The sequence below is a fragment of the Nocardiopsis sp. iso_238 genome (genome assembly GCF_056173325.1).
This window is the reverse complement of the sequence record NZ_CM149668.1, coordinates 3,858,720-3,874,503: the sequence shown is the minus strand read 5'-3', so window position 1 is coordinate 3,874,503 and position 15,784 is coordinate 3,858,720. Positions and strand designations below refer to the sequence as shown.

Here is a 15,784-nt window from a genome sequence, read left to right as displayed (position 1 = left end):
CTCGTCGTGCGCGTGGGATCGGAGCGGGCCGCCGCGCCTCAGGGGACTCCGCCCGGCGGTCCGACCGGTCAGTCCCTCCGCACGGGGACCGACGTCGAGGGGCCGTGGTAGATGTATCCGACCTTGCGCACCGTGGCGATGCGGCCCCCGGCCCGGCCGAGCTTGCGGCGGAGGCGGTGGATGTGCACATCGATGGTGCGTGAGTGGAGTTCGCGGCTGGAACCCCAGACCCGTTCCATGAGCTCGCCCCGGGTGACCGCGCGGCCGGGAAAGGCGGTCAGGCACTCCAGGAGCTCGTACTCCTGGAAGGTCAGCTCGACCTCGGTGCCCTGGGACCACACGCGGCGGGAGTCCCGGTCCAGGAGCAGGTCGCCGCCGACCTCCGGCACGGGGCGGACCCCGGGGTGCGGTTCGTCCACGACGACCCCGTACACCAGCATGTACCGGCCGCTCTCGGGGAGGGGGAGCACGCCGAGGAGGGAGTGCTCGCCTTCCGTGGCCTCCGGGGTGGGGGAGGCCGCGGGTACGGACACGGCGGTCAGGGCCGGGTGGCTCCGCGTCGGGGTGGTGCGGGCGTCGGCTCGGGGAGGTGCGGTGTGTGCGCTGAGCATGTACCCATCATGCTTCCGGTTTCCTTCAAAAGCTACCTGATTAGTGGGTAATCTTTCCCGCTGTGGGGAAGGCCACGATTGGTGTCGGGCAAAACGGAGTTTTCCTACCAAGAAGGTGGTCTAGTCTCTGGTATCAGCGCGCCCGGGTCCCACGAGGACACCGGGCCGTCCCGGTGCCGGTCCCGCCGTCGCCGGACGCCCCCCGCGATCCTCCGTCCCACGACCACGAAGGAGTGCACCATGCGCACGACCTCGACCCTCATCGGCGCGGCCGCCCTGGCTCTGACCCTCGCCGCCTGCGGTTCCCCCAGTGAGCAGGCCTCCGGGTCCGCCGACGCCGAGGCCGGGGAGGGGCCGCTCCGGGTCGGAGTCAGCCCGGTGCCGCACGGTGACATCCTCGCCTTCATCGACGAGAACCTCGCGGAGGAGGCCGGGCTGGAGCTGGAGATCGAGGAGATCGCCGACTACAACACGCCCAACGCCGGGCTCGTCAACGGTGACCTGGACGCCAACTACTTCCAGCACCGTTCGTTCCTGAACGAGTGGGTGGAGAACGGCCCCGACGCGGAACTAACCTACGTCACGGACGTCCACATCGAGCGGCTGGGGCTCTACTCCGAGACCTACGAGGGCGCGGACGACCTGCCCACCGGTGCCAAGATCGCGGTCCCCAACGACCCGGCCAACCTCTACCGCGCGTTGACGATCCTGGAGACCGAGGGTCTGATCACCGTGGACCCCGACGCCGGTGAGACCGCCACCGAGAAGGACGTCGTCGACAACCCGAACGACCTCGTCATCACGCCGCTGGAGGCAGCGCAGCTGCCGCGCTCCATCGCCGACGTCGACGCGGCGGTCATCAACGGCAACTACGCCATCGAGGCCGGGGTCACCGAGGACGCCAACGTCCTGGCCTGGGAGCCCGAGGGCGACGACTACGTCGAGAAGTACGCCAACGGCCTGGTCGCCCTGGAGGAGAACGCCGACGACGAGCGCGTCCAGCTGCTGGCCGAGCTGCTGCACGACGAGCGGGTCCTGGAGTACGTCCAGGAGACCTGGCAGGGCGTGGTGCTGCCGGTCGACGCCGACGGCTCCGTCGCGGAGTAGCGTCCCCACGGGCCCGCGGGTCCGTCGCGCCCCTGGCGCCCTTCCCTCCCCTCGGGGCGGTGGAGCCTTCCGGCTCCGCCGCCCCTTTCGTGTTCCCTGGCGAGTACTGGGAGTATGACTCTCCGTAGTCAGGGCGGGTAAAGTGTCCTGAGTCACAGGAAACCTCCGCGCCTCCTGTTCCACAAAACCTACTTATTAAGTAGAGTTTGGCCCGTTCGCCCCTCTGATCACCCGAAAAGGACCCTCATGAGCCTGCGCAAGACCGTGCTTTCGGCCGCCGCCACGGTACTGGCGATCGGGATGGTCGCGACCGCCTGCGGCGGGTCGGCCGACGGTGGCGGGGGCGGGGACGCCGACACCCTGACCCTCGGCTACTTCCCGAACATCACCCACGCGCCCGCCCTGGTCGGCGTGGAGAACGGCACCTTCGACGACGCCCTGGGCGACGTCGAGCTGGACACCCAGACCTTCAACGCGGGCCCGGACGCCATCAACGCGCTGTTCGCCGGGGAGGTCGACGCCACCTTCATCGGACCCAACCCGGCCATCAACGGGTGGTCCCAGTCCGACGGCACGGCCCTGCGCGTCATCGCGGGTTCCACCTCGCGCGGTGCGGGGCTCGTGGTCCGTCCCGGGATCGACTCCGTGGACGACCTGCCCGGCACCACGCTGTCCACGCCGCAACTGGCCAACACCCAGGACGTGGCGCTGCGCTGGTTCGCCCAGGAGCAGGGTTGGGACGTCGACACCGAGGGCGGCGGCGACCTCTCGATCATCCCGCAGGACAACTCGGACATCATCAACGCCTTCGAGCTCGGGGAGATCGACGGCGCCTGGGTACCCGAGCCGCACCTGAGCCGCCTGCTGGTGGAGCTCGGCGGGGAACTGCTGGTGGACGAGACGGACCTCTGGGAGGAGACCGGTGGCGAGTTCGTCACCACGCACCTGATCGTCAGTGCCGAGTTCCTGGAGGCCCACCCCGACGTGGTGGAGGACCTGCTGCGCGGCCACATCGAGACCGTCGACTGGATCAACGACAATTCCGAGGAGGCGCAGGCGGCCGCCATCGCCCACCTGGAGTCGGTCTCCGGCAGTGGGCCCAGCCCCGAGGTGGTCGCCTCGGCCTTCGAGAACACGGTCTTCACCGTGGACCCGATCGCCCCCTCGCTTCGGGGCGGTGCGGAACACGCCGAGGGCGTGGGCCTGCTCGAGCCGGTCGATCTGGAGGGCATCTACGCCCTGGACCCGCTCAACAAGCTCCTCTCCGAGGGCGGCGGCGAGGCGGTCGCGGGGCTGTAGCGGCCCCCCTTGGAGCGGGGGTGGCGGAGTCGGACGGGGGCCGCCACCCCGGCTCGCGCCACCCCGGTGCTTTCACAAAACCTACTTATTAAGTAGAGTTTTCCCCGTCCCTCCGCAGACGCCCCGACAAGGACCCTGAGATGCGCGTTTCCCCGACCCCGCTGAGATCCACCGCGGCCGCCCTGGCCCTGGGGCTGGTCGCCACCGGGTGCGGGGGCGAGGGGGGAGGTGGCTCCGCCGCCACCCTGACCCTCGGCTACTTCCCGAACATCACCCACGCGCCCGCGCTCGTGGGCGTGGAACGGGGCATCCTCGACGAGGCCCTGGGCGACGTCGAGTTCGCCACCCAGACCTTCCACAACGGGCCCGACGCCGTCAACGCGGTCTTCTCCGGAGAGATCGACGCCGCCTTCCTCGGTCCCAACCCCGCCGTCAACGGCTGGTCGCAGTCCGAGGGCGAGGCCCTGCACGTCATCGCGGGGGCCGCTACCCAGGGCACCGGCCTGGTGGTCCGCGACGACATCGAGACCATCGACGACCTGCCCGGACACACCTTCTCCACACCGATGCTCGGCGGCACCCAGGACGTGGCGCTGCGCTGGTTCGCCCAGGAAAAGGGCTGGGAGGTCGACACCGCGGGCGGCGGCGACCTCTCGATCATCCCGCAGGACAACCCCGACACCGTGGACGCGTTCCGGCTCGGGGAGATCGACGGCGCCTGGATCCCCGAACCCCACCTGAGCCGGGTCCTGGCCGAGGACGACGCACACCTGCTCATCGACGAACCCGAGCTGTGGGAGGAGACCGACGGCCAGTACGTGACCACCCTCCTCGTCGTCAGCGCCGAGTTCCTGGAGAACGACCCCGGAGCCGTGGCCGACCTGCTGCGCGGCCACGTCGCTTCGGTCGACTGGATCAACGACAACCCGGAGGAGGCGGCCGAGACCTCCCGCGCCCACCTGGAGGCCCTCACCGGCGGTGAACTCGATCCCGGGCTCACCACCGCGGCCTTCGAGAACGTCACGTTCACCGTGGACCCGGTCGCGCCGTCGCTCCTGGTCCAGGCGGAGCAGGCCGAGGCCATCGGACTGCTGGACCCCGTCGACCTCAACGGAATCTACGCCCTCGACCCGCTGAACGACGTCCTGGCCGAGGCCGGACACGCGCGGGTCGCCGGGCTGGAAGGGTAAGGGCACCATGACCGCCATCACCGAACCCCGGACGACCGGGACGAACGCCGTGGAGATCGACGCCATCTCCAAGGTCTTCGGCCGGGGCAGGGGCGCCGTGACCGCCATCGACGGCATGTCGATCAGCGTCGGCGCCGGGGAGTTCCTGTCCATCGTCGGCGCCTCGGGCTGCGGCAAGAGCACCCTGCTGTCACTGGTCGCGGGCCTGGAGGAGCCCACCACCGGGGCCGTGGACGTCGGGGACCACCGCGTGGCCATGATGTTCCAGGAGGCCGCGTTGTTCCCGTGGCTCACCGTGGGGGCCAACATCGAGGTCCCCATGAAGGTGAACCGGGTCCCCAGGGCCGAGCGCCGCAGGCGCGCCATGGAACTCCTGGACCTGGTCCGTCTGACCGGTTTCGAGCGCAAGCGCCCCCACGAGCTCTCCGGCGGCATGCGCCAGCGCGTGGCCCTGGCCCGCGCCCTGGCACAGGACGCCGACGTCCTGCTCATGGACGAGCCGTTCGGCGCGCTCGACGCCATGACCCGCGACATCCTCCACGACGAGCTGGAACGGATCTGGCGGGAGAAGTCGCTGACCGTCCTGTTCGTCACCCACAACGTGCGGGAGGCCGTGCGCCTGGGGGACCGGGTCGTGCTCCTGTCCAGCCGCCCGGGCCGCGTCATCGAGGAGTTCACGGTGGACGGCGAACGCCCCCGCCGGATCGACTCCGTGCCCATCGCGGAGCAGGCCGCCGCCATCACCGACCGACTGCGTGAGGAGGTCTCGCGCCATGCCTGAGACCGACGTGCGGGACCGCCAGGTCCAGGGGCTCGACGCCCTCGAACTCCAGCCGCGACGCGGCGTCGACGAACGCGGCGCCGGGGAGGTCGCCCGCGGGATCTGGGCCGCCACCTGGCCCAAACTGGCCGCCGTGGTCATCGTGCTCGCCGCCTGGCAGGCGGTCGTGTGGTCCGGGTGGCGCACGGAGTTCGTGTTCCCCGGCCCGGACCGGGTGCTGCCCACGCTGTTCAACGAGGTGACCAGCCCCGAGTTCTGGACCGCCGTCCAGGTCACCATGCGCCGCGCCTTCGTCGGGTTCGCGCTGGCCCTGGCTGTGGGCGTGGTCGTCGGACTGGCGGTGTCGCAGTTCAAACCGCTGCGGGCGGCGATCGGCTCACTGATCACCGGGCTCCAGACCATGCCGTCGATCGTGTGGTTCCCGTTCGCGATGCTGCTGTACGGCATCAGCGAGTCCGCGATCATGTTCGTGATCATCCTGGGCGCCGCACCCTCGATCGCGGGCGGCCTGACCTCGGGCATCGACTACGTGTCCCCGTCGCTGCTGCGGGCGGGCAAGGTCATGGGCCTGCGCGGGGTCCAGCGCTACACGCTGCTGGTCGTCCCGGCCGCGCTGCCGATGTTCGTGACCGGCCTCAAACAGGGCTGGGCGTTCGCCTGGCGTTCGCTGATGGCCGGCGAACTGCTGGTCATCATCAACCAGCAGAACTCGATCGGCTGGGCGCTGAGCCAGGCCCGCCAGCTCAACGACGCCGAACGGCTGCTCAGCTACATCATCATCGTGCTGGTCATCGGCATCATGATCGACGTCTTCTTCAGCTGGGCGGACCGCTCCCTGCGCCGCCGCTGGGGTATCACGCAGTAGCCCGAGGACCCGGGGAGGGGAAGGGGCGGGGCCGCGCGTTCGCGAGAGCGCGCGGCCCCACCGCGTTCGGGGCCGGGACCCACCGGTCAGGCCAGCAGACCGAGCAGGTAGGCGACACCGGTGAGCGACACCAGACCGCCGAGCAGGAACCGCAGCGGACGCTCTCCCATACGACGTCCGAGCCCGACGCCCACCAGGGCCCCCAGCGCGCCGCCCACCCCCAGCGCGAGGCCCACCCCCCAGTCCGGGGCGGCCGGGGCCGCGCCGAAACCGATCCGGTCGAAGGCGGCGTAGGCGCTCAGTCCCACCGCCGAGGTGACCAGGGTGGTGGTCAGCCCCACCAGGGCCGCGCGGGAGGTGTGCCAGCCGCCCACCGTGATCAGCAGTGGGGCCAGGAGCGATCCTCCGCCGATCCCCACGGCGGCGCCGAGGAGCGCGGCACCTCCGGCCGCGAGGGCGAGCGGGGCACCGCCCGCGCGGCCCCGCCCCACCGATGGTTCGGGACGGGCGTGCGCCCTGGTGACCAGCAGGCGGGCGCCCATGCCGAGCATGAGCACCGCGAGCAGGCCCCGGAACAGCGCCGGGTCCGACAGCCACGTCACGCGGACGGCCGCCCCGGCGACCGCGCACGGGACCGCCGCCCCGGCGGCGACCAGAGCCCCGGTGCCGTGGCCGCGTACGGAGCACGCCAGACGGCTCAGCCCGAGCGGGGTGGCCACGACGTTGTAGAGCAGGTTGGTGGCGCTGACCGCGGGGCCGTGCAGGCCCAGCACGCTGAGCTGGACGGGCAGGAGGAGCACGGCCCCGGACACCCCCACCGGCGTGGTGGCGGCGGCGACGGCGAATCCGGCCAGGACGGCGAGGAACAGGGTCACCCGAAAACCCTACTGCATCAGTAGGAAAAAGGGCGGTGGTCCTCAGGTCATCCGTACACCGCGTGGTACAGCTCCACGATCTCCTCGGCCCCGGGCACCCGGGGGTTGTTGTCGGGCGACCCCGAGGCGAGCGCCTGCTCCGCCATGAGCGGGGCCAGCTCCCACCAGCGCTCGGCCCCGATCCCGTACTCGCGCGGGGTCGGCACCTCCAGCTCCTGGTTGAGCAGGCGCAGCTCCCACACCAGGGCCCCCGTGGCCTCACCGGTGGTGCTGTCCGGGGCGGCCAACCCCATCGCGCGGGCGCAGTCGGCGTAGCGCTCGGGCGCGGAGGGCACCGAGAACTCCGTGACGGCGGGCAGGAGCATGGCGTTGGAGAGCCCGTGCGCCACGCCGAAGTGCGCGCCGACCGGCCGACTCATCCCGTGCACCAGGGCGACGCTGGAGTTGGAGAAGGCCATCCCCGCCTGGGTGGCGCCCACCATCACCGCCTCGCGGGCGGTCCGGTCGTCCGGGTCGGAGTACACGGTCCGCAGGTGGGTGAAGATCGTGCGCATCGCCTCGCGAGCGAACCCGTCCGAGACCGGGTTGGCCCTGGCGCTCACGTACGCCTCGATCGCGTGGGTCAGGGCGTCCACCCCGGTGTCGGCGGTCAGCCGTCGGGGCATGCCCAGCGTGAGCTCGAAGTCCACCAGCGCGGCTCGTGGCAGCATCGCCAACCCCGCGCAGAGCATCTTCTCGCCGGTCTCCGCGTCGGTGATGATGCTGTAGCGCGTGCACTCCGAGCCGCTGCCCGCCGTGGTCGGCACCGCCACCACGGGCAGGGCGGGGGCGTCGGTGACCACCGGCGCCCGGTAGTCGCGCATCCGCCCGCCGTGCGCGCCCACCAGGGCCACGGCCTTGGCGGTGTCGATGGGGCTGCCGCCGCCCACCGCGACCAGGGAGTCGAAGGCGCCCTCCTTCAGCGCCCGCACCCCCTCCTCCACCACGGCGGTCGTGGGGTCGGGGACCGTGTCGGCGAACACTCCGGGGGAGGCGCCCGCGCCCTCCAGGTCGGCCAGGAGCCGCCGGAAGAACGGCTGTCGCGCGATGAAGGGGTCGGTCACCAGGAGCGGTCGGGACAGGCCGAGGGAGTCCAGGGTCCCGGCCAGTTCGGCCGAGGCCCCCGCACCCACGCGGATGATCTGGGGCAGGACGATGGAAGCGGACACTCGGGGTACCTCCGGGGGCGGGAGTACGGGCACGGTCGGACACCCCCGGGTGCCGGGGGCCGTGACGCCCGGTACCTACCCCGCTCTCCGATTCGACTCCTCCCGGACCGTACCGATTTCGTACCGCCTCCGTGACGCACCGTCCCGGCACGGGCGGAGGGCCGGGCACGGAGCCCGGCCCTCCGGCACGGTCCTACGGCGGGCGGACCCGGTCAGGCGTGCACGAGTGGAGTGTCCACCAGGTGCTCGGCCACGAACCAGGCCTCCAGTTCGTTGGTGCGGATCACGTCCGACACCAGGACGTCGTTGGTGCCGTCGTCGCCCAGTTCCTGCACGCGCGCGGCGGCGTCGTGGGCGTCCTCCAGGATCGACTCGTGCGCCTCCAGGAGCCGGGAGAGCATCGCCGGAACCTCCTCCACGCCGTTCGGCGGGCGGGGGATGCTGGTCAGCTCCGCGACGTGCCTCGGGTCGCCCACGGCCACCCCGCCCAGGGTCTGGACGCGCTCCGCGACGGTGTCGATCAGCTCCGTCAGCTCCCCGGCGTGCTTGTCCATCAGCAGGTGCAGCTGGTAGAACGTGTGACCGCGCATGAGCCAGTGGTGCTTCTTGTACATGTCGTGCAGGATGCGGAGATCGCACAACACCTGGTTGAGCCGCTGACACGAGTACATGCGCGCGTCGTAGGACAGACCGACCGGCAGCTGACGGACCGTCCCGAACTTCTGGATCTCCTCACCCCTCTGGTGGAGCCACGGCTGGCTGTTGCGCGGCTTGGGTGTCTGGCTCGAACTCTGGTCGGCGGTGGTCACTGCGGGTTCCCCCTCCGGGTCGGTGCACTGCGTGGAGCAGGAGGCTCCGCCAGCCAGTCTTGGTCACGGACCGTTGTCGGGAGAGAAAACGAACGCCATGTGGTGGCAAGGATTCAGGCGACCCTCCGGTCGAAGGTGACGGGCAGCTCGAACAGACCGTGCATGATCATGCTCGGCCACCACCGCAGCTCGCTCTCGTCCACGGCCAGGCGCAGGCCCGGGAGGCCTTCCAGGACGGCGGTGACGGCCACCCGGGCCTCCACCCGGGCCAGCCGCGCCCCCACACAGAAGTGCGCGCCGTGCCCGAAGGACAGGTGCGAGGCCGCACGCCGGGGATCGAAGACGTCCGGGTCCTCGTACCGACGCGGGTCGCGCCCGGCCGCCAGCAGCGACACCAGGACCGGTTCCCCCGCCTCCAAGCGGACCCCGCCCACCGTCGTGGGCTCAGCGGGGAAGCGCCAGGTCGCGTTCTGGAGGGGGCTCTCCAGTCGCAGCGACTCCTCGATCGCCGGTCCCACCAGCTCGGGGTCCTCGCGCAGCCGCGCCAGTTCCCCGGGGTCGCGCAGGAGGATCAGCAGCATGTTGCCGATCAGTGCGACCGTCGTCTCGTGCCCCGCCACCAGCAGCAGGAACGCCGTCGAGGTCACCTCGTCGCGGGTGAGCTCGCCGGCGCGGTGGGCCTCCACCAGGTCGCCCAGGAGGTCGTCGGAGGGCGCGCGCAGCCGGGCCTCCACCAGCCCGCCCAGGTAGGCGTCGAACCAGTCCGTGGCCGCGCCGATCGCCTCGTACTCGTCCGGGGAGGAGGAGTCGATCACCGCCGCCTGGCGGTGGAACTCGGGCCGGTCCGCCTCCGGCACCCCGAGGATGTCGCAGATGATCGCGATGGGCAGCGGGTAGGCCAGGTCACGCACCAGGTCCGGTGCGGCCTCCTTCCCCAACGCGGCCACGAGCTCCCCGGCGATCCGTTCGGCGCTCTCCTCCAGTGCCCGGACCCGGCGCGGGCTGAACGCCGCGCCGGTCACCCTCCGAAGCCGGGAGTGGTCGGGCGCGTCCACGTTGACCATGCTGCGCACCAGGCTGGGCCGGTGGTCGAAGGGCAACCCCAGACCGGCGCGGTACCAGGTCCCGTCGGCGCGCCGGGGGTCCTTGAGCATGGCGGGGTCGGCCAGCACCGAACGGGCGTCGCCGTACCGGGTCACCAGCCACGCCCAAGCGCCGCCGGGGAGGTCGACGCGGTGGACGGGATCGTGCTCGCGCAGCCACCGGTAGGCCGAGTGGGGGTCCGCCTCGAACTCGGGTCCGTGCAGGGCGGGGGGTGTGAGGGTCATCGCCGGTCTCTCCTTGGGGGTGCGGTTCGCCCGGTTCCTACCCACCTGGGGACGGCGGTGTCGCGGGGGTCGATTTAGGGCGACACGGCGCAGGCCGTCTCCAGGACGAACCTCGGCCAGGGGCGGTGCGGGTCGTGGCCGGTGAGTTCCCGGACCCGTCGCAGCCGGTACCGCAGGGTCTGGGCGTGGACGTGCAGCGACTCCGCCGCCGTGGTCGCCGCGCCGGTACGGAAGTAGGCGCGCAGCGTGTCCAGCAGGTGCCGGTTGTCGTGGGTCAGCAGCGGTCCCAGGACCACCCGGCGCACGGTCGTCGGCGCGACCCCGCCCCCGTTGAGCAGCGCGAGCACGTACGCGTCGGAGTCCCGCAGCAGGCCGTCCGCGCCGAAGGCGTGCGGAGGAGCGGTCTCCACGGCCCCGTCCGCCAGCCGGTACGCGGCGGACAGGTCGGCCAGCCCGCGCGGTTCCAGGGCACAGCCCCGCCACCCCCGTGCCACGAGCGCCTCCGTGAGTCGTCCGGCGTCCTCGGGAGCGGCCAGGACGACCACCCGTCCCGACCGGGTGGTCACCAGGGGGTCCGCTCCGTCAGGGGACGCCTCCGCCACCAGTTCCAGACCCACGGCCACCGTGACGTCGTCCGCGCGCACGGGTTCGGTGACCACCAGCACCGCCGGGTCGGGCGGTGCGATGCCCAGGGTGCGGGCCCGGTCCCGGATGGCGCCCTGGGAGGCCTGGCGGCCGATCAGCAGGTCGTCGAGGAGCGCGCGCCGGGCGCGTTCACGGTCCGCGTCCAGCCGTTCGGCGGCCTCGGCGTGGCCGGTCTCCAGGCTCTCGGAGATCTGGTCGAGGGAGGCCAACCACAGTTCGCTCAGAGCGAACACGTCGGCGGCGTCGAGCCTGTCGCCCGCCTGAGCGCGCAGCAACCGCACGGCGGCGGCCGAACCGACCCGGTGCGCCCGGACCACGGCGCCGATCGAACGTCCGTCGGCGGCCCGTGCCCGGCCGATCCCACGGAGCCGCTCCACGTCCTCCGGGGGCAGGCGGCGTTCCCCGCGCACCCACAGCTCCAGGGACCGGGTGACCAGCCAGCCGGTGATCGCCCGGACCTCCCCGAGCTGGGAGCCGTGCAGCGCCCGGTAGGCGGGCACCTCCGCGTAGACCTCGGAGACGATCCGCTCCACCAGTCCGGCCCGGTCGCGCTCCAGCTCCGCGCTGACCCGCATGCGCTCCGTACGCCCCATGCGCCTCCTCCGTCCCACGCCGTCGGTCCCCGGCGTCTCCCTCGGGAGCGCCGTCGCGCCCACACGGGGCGGGCAGCCTATCGCCCCCTCCCGCACCCGGCCGAGACCGGCCATCCGGGTAAAAACCGTGCACATGTGCGGCGCAGCCTCAGAGGCCGACCTCTGCTGACATGGCAGTATGCGCACACAGGCCCGGGAGAGAGCACGTGTCCAACACCGAGCGCCGGCGTGCCGGGCGCGCCGGGCACACCGGTCGGCCAGTGGAACGGCAGAGCCGGACGGGGAAGACGGGGGATGAGGACGATGACGGTTCCCGGCATCGCGCTGAACAACGGGCTGCAAATGCCGCAGCTGGGTTTCGGCGTGTGGCAGGTGCCCGACGACGCCGTGGGCGAGGCGGTCTCACACGCCCTCGCGGCGGGTTACCGCAGTATCGACACCGCCGCCGCGTACGGCAACGAGGAGGGGGTGGGCGAGGCGCTGCGCAGTTCGGGGCTCCAGCGGGAGGACGTGTTCGTCACCACCAAGCTCGCCAACGCCGACCAGGGCTACGACGCCGCACTGCGCGCCTTCGACGCCAGCCTGGAGCGGCTCGGCCTGGACGTGGTGGACCTCTACCTCATCCACTGGCCACTGCCCGAACGCGACCTCTACGTGCCCACCTGGAAGGCGTTGGAGCGCCTGTACGCGGAGGGCCGGGCCCGTGCGATCGGCGTCTGCAACTTCAAACGCCCGCACCTGGAGCGGGTCATGAAGGAGGGCGGGATCGCTCCCATGGTCAACCAGATCGAACTGCACCCGCTGCTCTCGCAGGAGAAGACGCGGGCCTTCGACTCCGACCACAACATCGCCACGGAGGCCTGGAGCCCGCTGGGGCAGGGCGAACTCCTCCGCCACCCGCTGATCACCGAGATCGCCGAGGAGATCGAACGTACGCCCGCGCAGGTGCTGCTGCGGTGGCACGTCCAGCTGGGCAACGTGGTCATCCCGAAGTCGGTGACGCCCGAGCGCATCCGCGCCAACTTCGAGATCTTCGACTTCGAGCTCTCGGAGGAGGACATGGCCCGGATCAACGGCCTCGACGAGGGCCACCGGTTCGGACCCGACCCGGACACCTTCGACGGGGAGTGAGCCGCGCGGCCGACCGCTGACCGGGGGCGGCGCGGCTCGCGGTGCCTAGCGGAGCTCGCGGAGCCTGCGGGCACCGGCCAGGGTGGCGTCGATGCCGTCGCGGCGCACACGGGCGACGTACACGCCACCGCCGACGAAGATCGCGAGGAAGAGCCCGACCACAGCGGTCAGGGCCAGGACGGACAGCACGGAAGAGATCATGCGGTCATGGTAGCCGCATGTCGGACGACGCTCTCACCGGGGGAGTCCCGGGTGCGCGCCGAGCGAGACGGAGGGTCCGCCGATGGACCAGACACCGCACGAGATCATCAACCCGCTCTCCCTTCCCGACCCCGTGGGCTACGCACACGCCCTCGTGGTGACCCCGGGCCGCACCGTGTACGTGGGCGGAGAGGCCTCCCTGCGCTCCGACGGGGCACTGGCCGGCGACTCGCTGGTCCAGCAGTTCGACCACGCGCTCGCCAACCTGGTGGAGGCGCTGCGGACGGCGGGGGCCGAACCCGCCCACGTGGTGAGCATGCGCGTCTACACCACCTCTGTCGGTGTCTACCGGGTCAACCTCAAGACGCTCGGCTCGGTCTACCGGCGCCACATGGGCCGCTACTACCCGCCGATGGCCGTCCTGGGAGTCACCGAACTCCTGAAGGAGGGGGCCCAGGTCGAACTGGAGTGCGTGGCCGTGATCCCGGACGCGCGTGACGACGCCGAGCTGGACGCGGAGAGGCCCCGCGGTCTCGTGGAGGAGGTCGACGACCCGTTCGTGGACGATCCCGGAACCGACGAGCCCGAGGAACCCGAGGAGGCGCGGGCCTGAGCCGCGCCGGGCCGCGCCCCGACCCCGACGGTCGGGGGCGCGCCCGCTCGGTCACCGTTCCGGGGACCGCACCAGGAGCACCGCGACCACGCACACGCCCATCCCGGCCAGTGCGCCCGCGCCCACCGGGTCCCCGAACATCAGCCAGGTCCACACCAGCGTGGTGGGCGGTGTCAGGTAGAGCAGCGCCGAGACCCGCGCCACGCTGGTCCGGGCCAGGTTGACCCAGTACAGCCCGTAGCCGCCCAGCGTGGACAGCAGGACCACCCACGCCACCGCGGCCCAGAACCCCGGCGCGGCCGGTGGGGCCAGGGTCCCCGTCGCGGCGGCCAGACCGGTGAACAGGACCGCGCTCACCGCGCACTGCACGGCCAGGGCCTCCACCAGGCTCCCTCCGGGACGTGCCCGCCGCTCCACCAGGGTGGCGGCCACCAACGAGAGCATGGCGCCGAACGGGAGCGCGTACGCCCACCAGGGGGCGGATCCGGTCCGGAGCAGGTCCGCGCCGACCACCATCCCCACACCCGCCAGGCCCACCAGAAGCCCCAGGACCTGGCGTCCTCGCACCCGCTCCCCGAGCAGGGGAACGGCGAGCGCGGTGGCGACCATCGGCTGGAGAGCGGCGACCAGCGCGCTGGTCCCGGCGGCCACCCCCGCCTCGGCGGCCGCCACCACCCCGTACAGGTACCCGGCCTGGGCCAGCGCCCCGAGCACCGCGTGCAGGGCCAAGTCGCGGCCGCTCATCCGGGTCCCCCGCCACAGGCACCAGGCCACCAGCAGCCCGCCGACGATGAGGAACCTCCAGGCCAGCAGGGTGGTGGCCGGGGCCTGCCGGGTGCCCAGCTCGGCGCCGACGAACCCCGAACTCCACATCACCACCAGTCCCGCGGCCAACAGGAACGGGAGGAGGGAACGGGTGGTGGTGGTCGGGCGAGTCCGTGTGCGCGAAGTGATGACGTCCATGGCGCGAGATAAACACACCGGTCGGTATACTCACAATGTAGTCACCGACCCCGGGAGGAAACGATGACCGGCATCACCGAGGCACCCCGGCTCACCCCCGCCGCGCGCCGCGTACTGGACGTGGCCACCGAGCTCTTCTACACCCAGGGGATCAACACCGTGGGCATGGAGTTGGTCGCGGAGCGAGCCGGGGTCACCAAGAAGACCATCTACGACCGGTTCGGCTCCAAACAGCGGCTGGTCGTCGCCTACCTGCGCGCCCGGGACACCCGCTGGCGCGACTTCCTCGACACCCACCAGGACCCGGACGCCTCACCCCGTGCCCGGATCGGGACGACCTTCGAGGCCCTGGACGCGTGGATGCGGCAGGAGAACCAGCGCGGCTGCGCCATGGTCAACGCCTACGCCGAACTGTCCGACCCCGAGCACCCCGGTCGAGCCGTGGCCGAGGAGCAGAAGAGGTGGCTGCGCGACCTGTACACCGACCTCGCCCGGGAGTGCGGGGCGACCGCTCCCGAAGAGCTGGGCGGCGTCCTGGCGATGCTGCACGAGGGAGCCGTCGTCGCGCGCAACGTCACGGGGGACCCCGACGCCGCCCTGACGGCCCGCGCGGCCGCCGACACCCTGCTCACCGCCCACGGGGTCCCCGGCGAGACGGTCTAGAGGTACCCCAGCCGGGAGAGTTCGTGGCGGGCCACCTCGTGCACGTCACCGTGGTCCCTGCGGGTCAACCTCTCCCGCCACGCGCCCACGCCCCAGGAGTGGTCGGTCAGCAGTTCGCTGGCCGAGACCCGGGCGCCGGTGAACTCCAGGAGGCGTTCGGCGGTCTCGACCTCCTGACCGTGCACGTCCTCGTAGCGCAGGGTCATCAGCTGCTCGGGGCCGATCTCCTTGCGCAGCCGCGCGGACATGCGCACCGCGCCCCGCCAGCGCATCGCGCACTTGGTCGCCACCGACCCGTCGGTGAAGTCGCCCAGGTCCGACTCCTCCTCCAGGCCGAAGAAGTGGTTGGGGAACTCGTGGTCCAGCTTCATGAAGCTGGGCTTGAGCCAGGCCAGCGACCGCTCGTCCTCCATCATGTCCGCCACCACGTCGCGGCCGTCGCGGATGATCTGGACGAAGCGCGCGTCGGGGAACGCGGTGTGCAGGGCGCTGGCTGAGTACAGGAGGTCCGGGCTGGCGTCGCCGTAACGGCGCGCCGCGGCGCTGTGCTCGCAGGGTTCGGCGGAGGCGTTGGCGGGCACCCGGGCGCCGGGCCCGGGGCACCTGGGGCAGGTCAGGGGGGTGAGATGCCAGATCTCGGCGTAGGCCTCGCGCAGCAGGGTCGCGGTGCCCGACACCTTCTCCTGAGCCAGGGAGGGGCGTCTGGCCACGGCGTAGACGGCGTTGAGCACGCCCGGGGAGCCGGCACCCAGATGGAAGCCGGGCGCGCGGGCCAGGGCGCGGGCGATCACCGGAACCCCGGAGTGGGGCGCGCCGAGCACGAACACCGGGCGCTCGACCTTGGTCCCGTTGACCACGAGGATGTAGGAGGGCTGCTTCATGATTGTGTCGTATTTTTGCAC

General features: G+C 71.9%; 17 protein-coding genes. 8 read left to right on the top strand and 9 right to left on the bottom strand.

The window, feature by feature from the left end:
• Window positions 1–68: 68 nt before the first annotated feature.
• Window positions 69–611, bottom strand: a complete 543-nt coding sequence (locus tag AC0VYL_RS17560) for a winged helix-turn-helix domain-containing protein (protein ID WP_475480875.1) — start codon at window positions 609–611, stop codon at window positions 69–71.
• 240 nt (window positions 612–851) lie between these two features.
• Here AC0VYL_RS17560 and AC0VYL_RS17555 point away from each other — a divergent pair, with 240 nt between their 5' ends.
• The 5 genes from AC0VYL_RS17555 (at window position 852) to AC0VYL_RS17535 (ending at window position 5,853) form a co-directional block, all read left to right on the top strand.
• Window positions 852–1,718, top strand: a complete 867-nt coding sequence (locus AC0VYL_RS17555) for a MetQ/NlpA family ABC transporter substrate-binding protein (RefSeq protein ID WP_475454148.1) — start codon at window positions 852–854, stop codon at window positions 1,716–1,718.
• A gap of 246 nt (window positions 1,719–1,964) precedes the next feature.
• A complete protein-coding gene (locus AC0VYL_RS17550) occupies window positions 1,965–3,017 on the top strand; it encodes an ABC transporter substrate-binding protein (RefSeq protein ID WP_475454146.1) in 1,053 nt (350 codons plus the stop codon).
• A gap of 140 nt (window positions 3,018–3,157) precedes the next feature.
• Entirely contained in the window at window positions 3,158–4,207 is a 1,050-nt protein-coding gene (locus tag AC0VYL_RS17545; RefSeq protein ID WP_475480874.1) for an ABC transporter substrate-binding protein, read from the top strand.
• Between the two features lie 7 nt (window positions 4,208–4,214).
• Window positions 4,215–4,988, top strand: a complete 774-nt coding sequence (locus AC0VYL_RS17540) for an ABC transporter ATP-binding protein (RefSeq protein WP_475454142.1) — start codon at window positions 4,215–4,217, stop codon at window positions 4,986–4,988.
• A complete protein-coding gene (locus AC0VYL_RS17535) occupies window positions 4,981–5,853 on the top strand; it encodes an ABC transporter permease (RefSeq protein ID WP_475454140.1) in 873 nt (290 codons plus the stop codon). The genes AC0VYL_RS17540 and AC0VYL_RS17535 overlap by 8 nt, the downstream gene beginning before the upstream one ends.
• Window positions 5,854–5,939: 86 nt before the next feature.
• Here AC0VYL_RS17535 and AC0VYL_RS17530 read toward each other — a convergent pair whose 3' ends face one another.
• The 5 genes from AC0VYL_RS17530 to AC0VYL_RS17510 all read right to left on the bottom strand — a co-directional run bounded on the left by AC0VYL_RS17530 (window position 5,940) and on the right by AC0VYL_RS17510 (window position 11,311).
• Window positions 5,940–6,728: a TSUP family transporter gene (locus AC0VYL_RS17530; protein WP_475480873.1), complete on the bottom strand. Its 789-nt coding sequence runs from the start codon at window positions 6,726–6,728 to the stop codon at window positions 5,940–5,942.
• 47 nt (window positions 6,729–6,775) lie between these two features.
• A complete protein-coding gene (locus AC0VYL_RS17525; RefSeq protein ID WP_475480872.1) occupies window positions 6,776–7,936 on the bottom strand; it encodes an iron-containing alcohol dehydrogenase in 1,161 nt (386 codons plus the stop codon).
• 212 nt (window positions 7,937–8,148) lie between these two features.
• A complete protein-coding gene (locus AC0VYL_RS17520; RefSeq protein WP_475454134.1) occupies window positions 8,149–8,745 on the bottom strand; it encodes a Dps family protein in 597 nt (198 codons plus the stop codon).
• Window positions 8,746–8,858: 113 nt separating this feature from the next.
• Window positions 8,859–10,073 carry a cytochrome P450 family protein gene (locus AC0VYL_RS17515; RefSeq protein WP_475480871.1) on the bottom strand — a complete coding sequence of 405 codons (1,215 nt, stop codon included), beginning with the start codon at window positions 10,071–10,073 and terminating at the stop codon, window positions 8,859–8,861.
• A 74-nt stretch (window positions 10,074–10,147) separates the two neighbouring features.
• Window positions 10,148–11,311: a PucR family transcriptional regulator gene (locus tag AC0VYL_RS17510; protein WP_475480870.1), complete on the bottom strand. Its 1,164-nt coding sequence runs from the start codon at window positions 11,309–11,311 to the stop codon at window positions 10,148–10,150.
• Between the two features lie 303 nt (window positions 11,312–11,614).
• Between AC0VYL_RS17510 and AC0VYL_RS17505 the strand changes: the two genes are divergently transcribed.
• Window positions 11,615–12,442, top strand: coding sequence for an aldo/keto reductase (locus tag AC0VYL_RS17505; protein WP_475463122.1), 828 nt, complete (start codon window positions 11,615–11,617; stop codon window positions 12,440–12,442).
• Between the two features lie 45 nt (window positions 12,443–12,487).
• On the opposite strand, the gene AC0VYL_RS17500 is transcribed toward AC0VYL_RS17505, so the two are convergent.
• Window positions 12,488–12,643, bottom strand: coding sequence for a hypothetical protein (locus AC0VYL_RS17500; RefSeq protein ID WP_352388736.1), 156 nt, complete (start codon window positions 12,641–12,643; stop codon window positions 12,488–12,490).
• 82 nt (window positions 12,644–12,725) lie between these two features.
• On the opposite strand from AC0VYL_RS17500, the gene AC0VYL_RS17495 reads away from it, so the two are divergent.
• The gene (locus AC0VYL_RS17495) at window positions 12,726–13,256 is read left to right on the top strand and encodes a RidA family protein (RefSeq protein ID WP_475454128.1); all 531 of its coding nucleotides are present in this window, start codon (window positions 12,726–12,728) and stop codon (window positions 13,254–13,256) included.
• 51 nt (window positions 13,257–13,307) lie between these two features.
• Here AC0VYL_RS17495 and AC0VYL_RS17490 read toward each other — a convergent pair whose 3' ends face one another.
• A complete protein-coding gene (locus AC0VYL_RS17490) occupies window positions 13,308–14,219 on the bottom strand; it encodes a DMT family transporter (RefSeq protein ID WP_475480869.1) in 912 nt (303 codons plus the stop codon).
• A 63-nt stretch (window positions 14,220–14,282) separates the two neighbouring features.
• On the opposite strand from AC0VYL_RS17490, the gene AC0VYL_RS17485 reads away from it, so the two are divergent.
• Window positions 14,283–14,882 carry a TetR/AcrR family transcriptional regulator gene (locus AC0VYL_RS17485; RefSeq protein ID WP_475480868.1) on the top strand — a complete coding sequence of 200 codons (600 nt, stop codon included), beginning with the start codon at window positions 14,283–14,285 and terminating at the stop codon, window positions 14,880–14,882.
• Here AC0VYL_RS17485 and AC0VYL_RS17480 read toward each other — a convergent pair.
• Window positions 14,879–15,763 carry a sulfotransferase family protein gene (locus tag AC0VYL_RS17480; protein ID WP_475454122.1) on the bottom strand — a complete coding sequence of 295 codons (885 nt, stop codon included), beginning with the start codon at window positions 15,761–15,763 and terminating at the stop codon, window positions 14,879–14,881. The two genes, AC0VYL_RS17485 and AC0VYL_RS17480, sit on opposite strands and share 4 nt — an antisense overlap.
• Between the last annotated feature and the right edge of the window lie 21 nt (window positions 15,764–15,784).

What these genes read in the sequence shown, in the direction of transcription:
- AC0VYL_RS17560 (WP_475480875.1), bottom strand. Translation starts at nt 611, where the DNA reads ATGCTCAGCGCACACACCGCACCTCCCCGAGCCGACGCCCGCACCACC.
- AC0VYL_RS17555 (WP_475454148.1), top strand. Translation starts at nt 852, where the DNA reads ATGCGCACGACCTCGACCCTCATCGGCGCGGCCGCCCTGGCTCTGACC.
- AC0VYL_RS17550 (WP_475454146.1), top strand. Translation starts at nt 1,965, where the DNA reads ATGAGCCTGCGCAAGACCGTGCTTTCGGCCGCCGCCACGGTACTGGCG.
- AC0VYL_RS17545 (WP_475480874.1), top strand. Translation starts at nt 3,158, where the DNA reads ATGCGCGTTTCCCCGACCCCGCTGAGATCCACCGCGGCCGCCCTGGCC.
- AC0VYL_RS17540 (WP_475454142.1), top strand. Translation starts at nt 4,215, where the DNA reads ATGACCGCCATCACCGAACCCCGGACGACCGGGACGAACGCCGTGGAG.
- AC0VYL_RS17535 (WP_475454140.1), top strand. Translation starts at nt 4,981, where the DNA reads ATGCCTGAGACCGACGTGCGGGACCGCCAGGTCCAGGGGCTCGACGCC.
- AC0VYL_RS17515 (WP_475480871.1), bottom strand. Translation starts at nt 10,073, where the DNA reads ATGACCCTCACACCCCCCGCCCTGCACGGACCCGAGTTCGAGGCGGAC.
- AC0VYL_RS17510 (WP_475480870.1), bottom strand. Translation starts at nt 11,311, where the DNA reads ATGGGGCGTACGGAGCGCATGCGGGTCAGCGCGGAGCTGGAGCGCGAC.
- AC0VYL_RS17505 (WP_475463122.1), top strand. Translation starts at nt 11,615, where the DNA reads ATGACGGTTCCCGGCATCGCGCTGAACAACGGGCTGCAAATGCCGCAG.
- AC0VYL_RS17500 (WP_352388736.1), bottom strand. Translation starts at nt 12,643, where the DNA reads ATGATCTCTTCCGTGCTGTCCGTCCTGGCCCTGACCGCTGTGGTCGGG.
- AC0VYL_RS17495 (WP_475454128.1), top strand. Translation starts at nt 12,726, where the DNA reads ATGGACCAGACACCGCACGAGATCATCAACCCGCTCTCCCTTCCCGAC.
- AC0VYL_RS17490 (WP_475480869.1), bottom strand. Translation starts at nt 14,219, where the DNA reads ATGGACGTCATCACTTCGCGCACACGGACTCGCCCGACCACCACCACC.
- AC0VYL_RS17485 (WP_475480868.1), top strand. Translation starts at nt 14,283, where the DNA reads ATGACCGGCATCACCGAGGCACCCCGGCTCACCCCCGCCGCGCGCCGC.
- AC0VYL_RS17480 (WP_475454122.1), bottom strand. Translation starts at nt 15,763, where the DNA reads ATGAAGCAGCCCTCCTACATCCTCGTGGTCAACGGGACCAAGGTCGAG.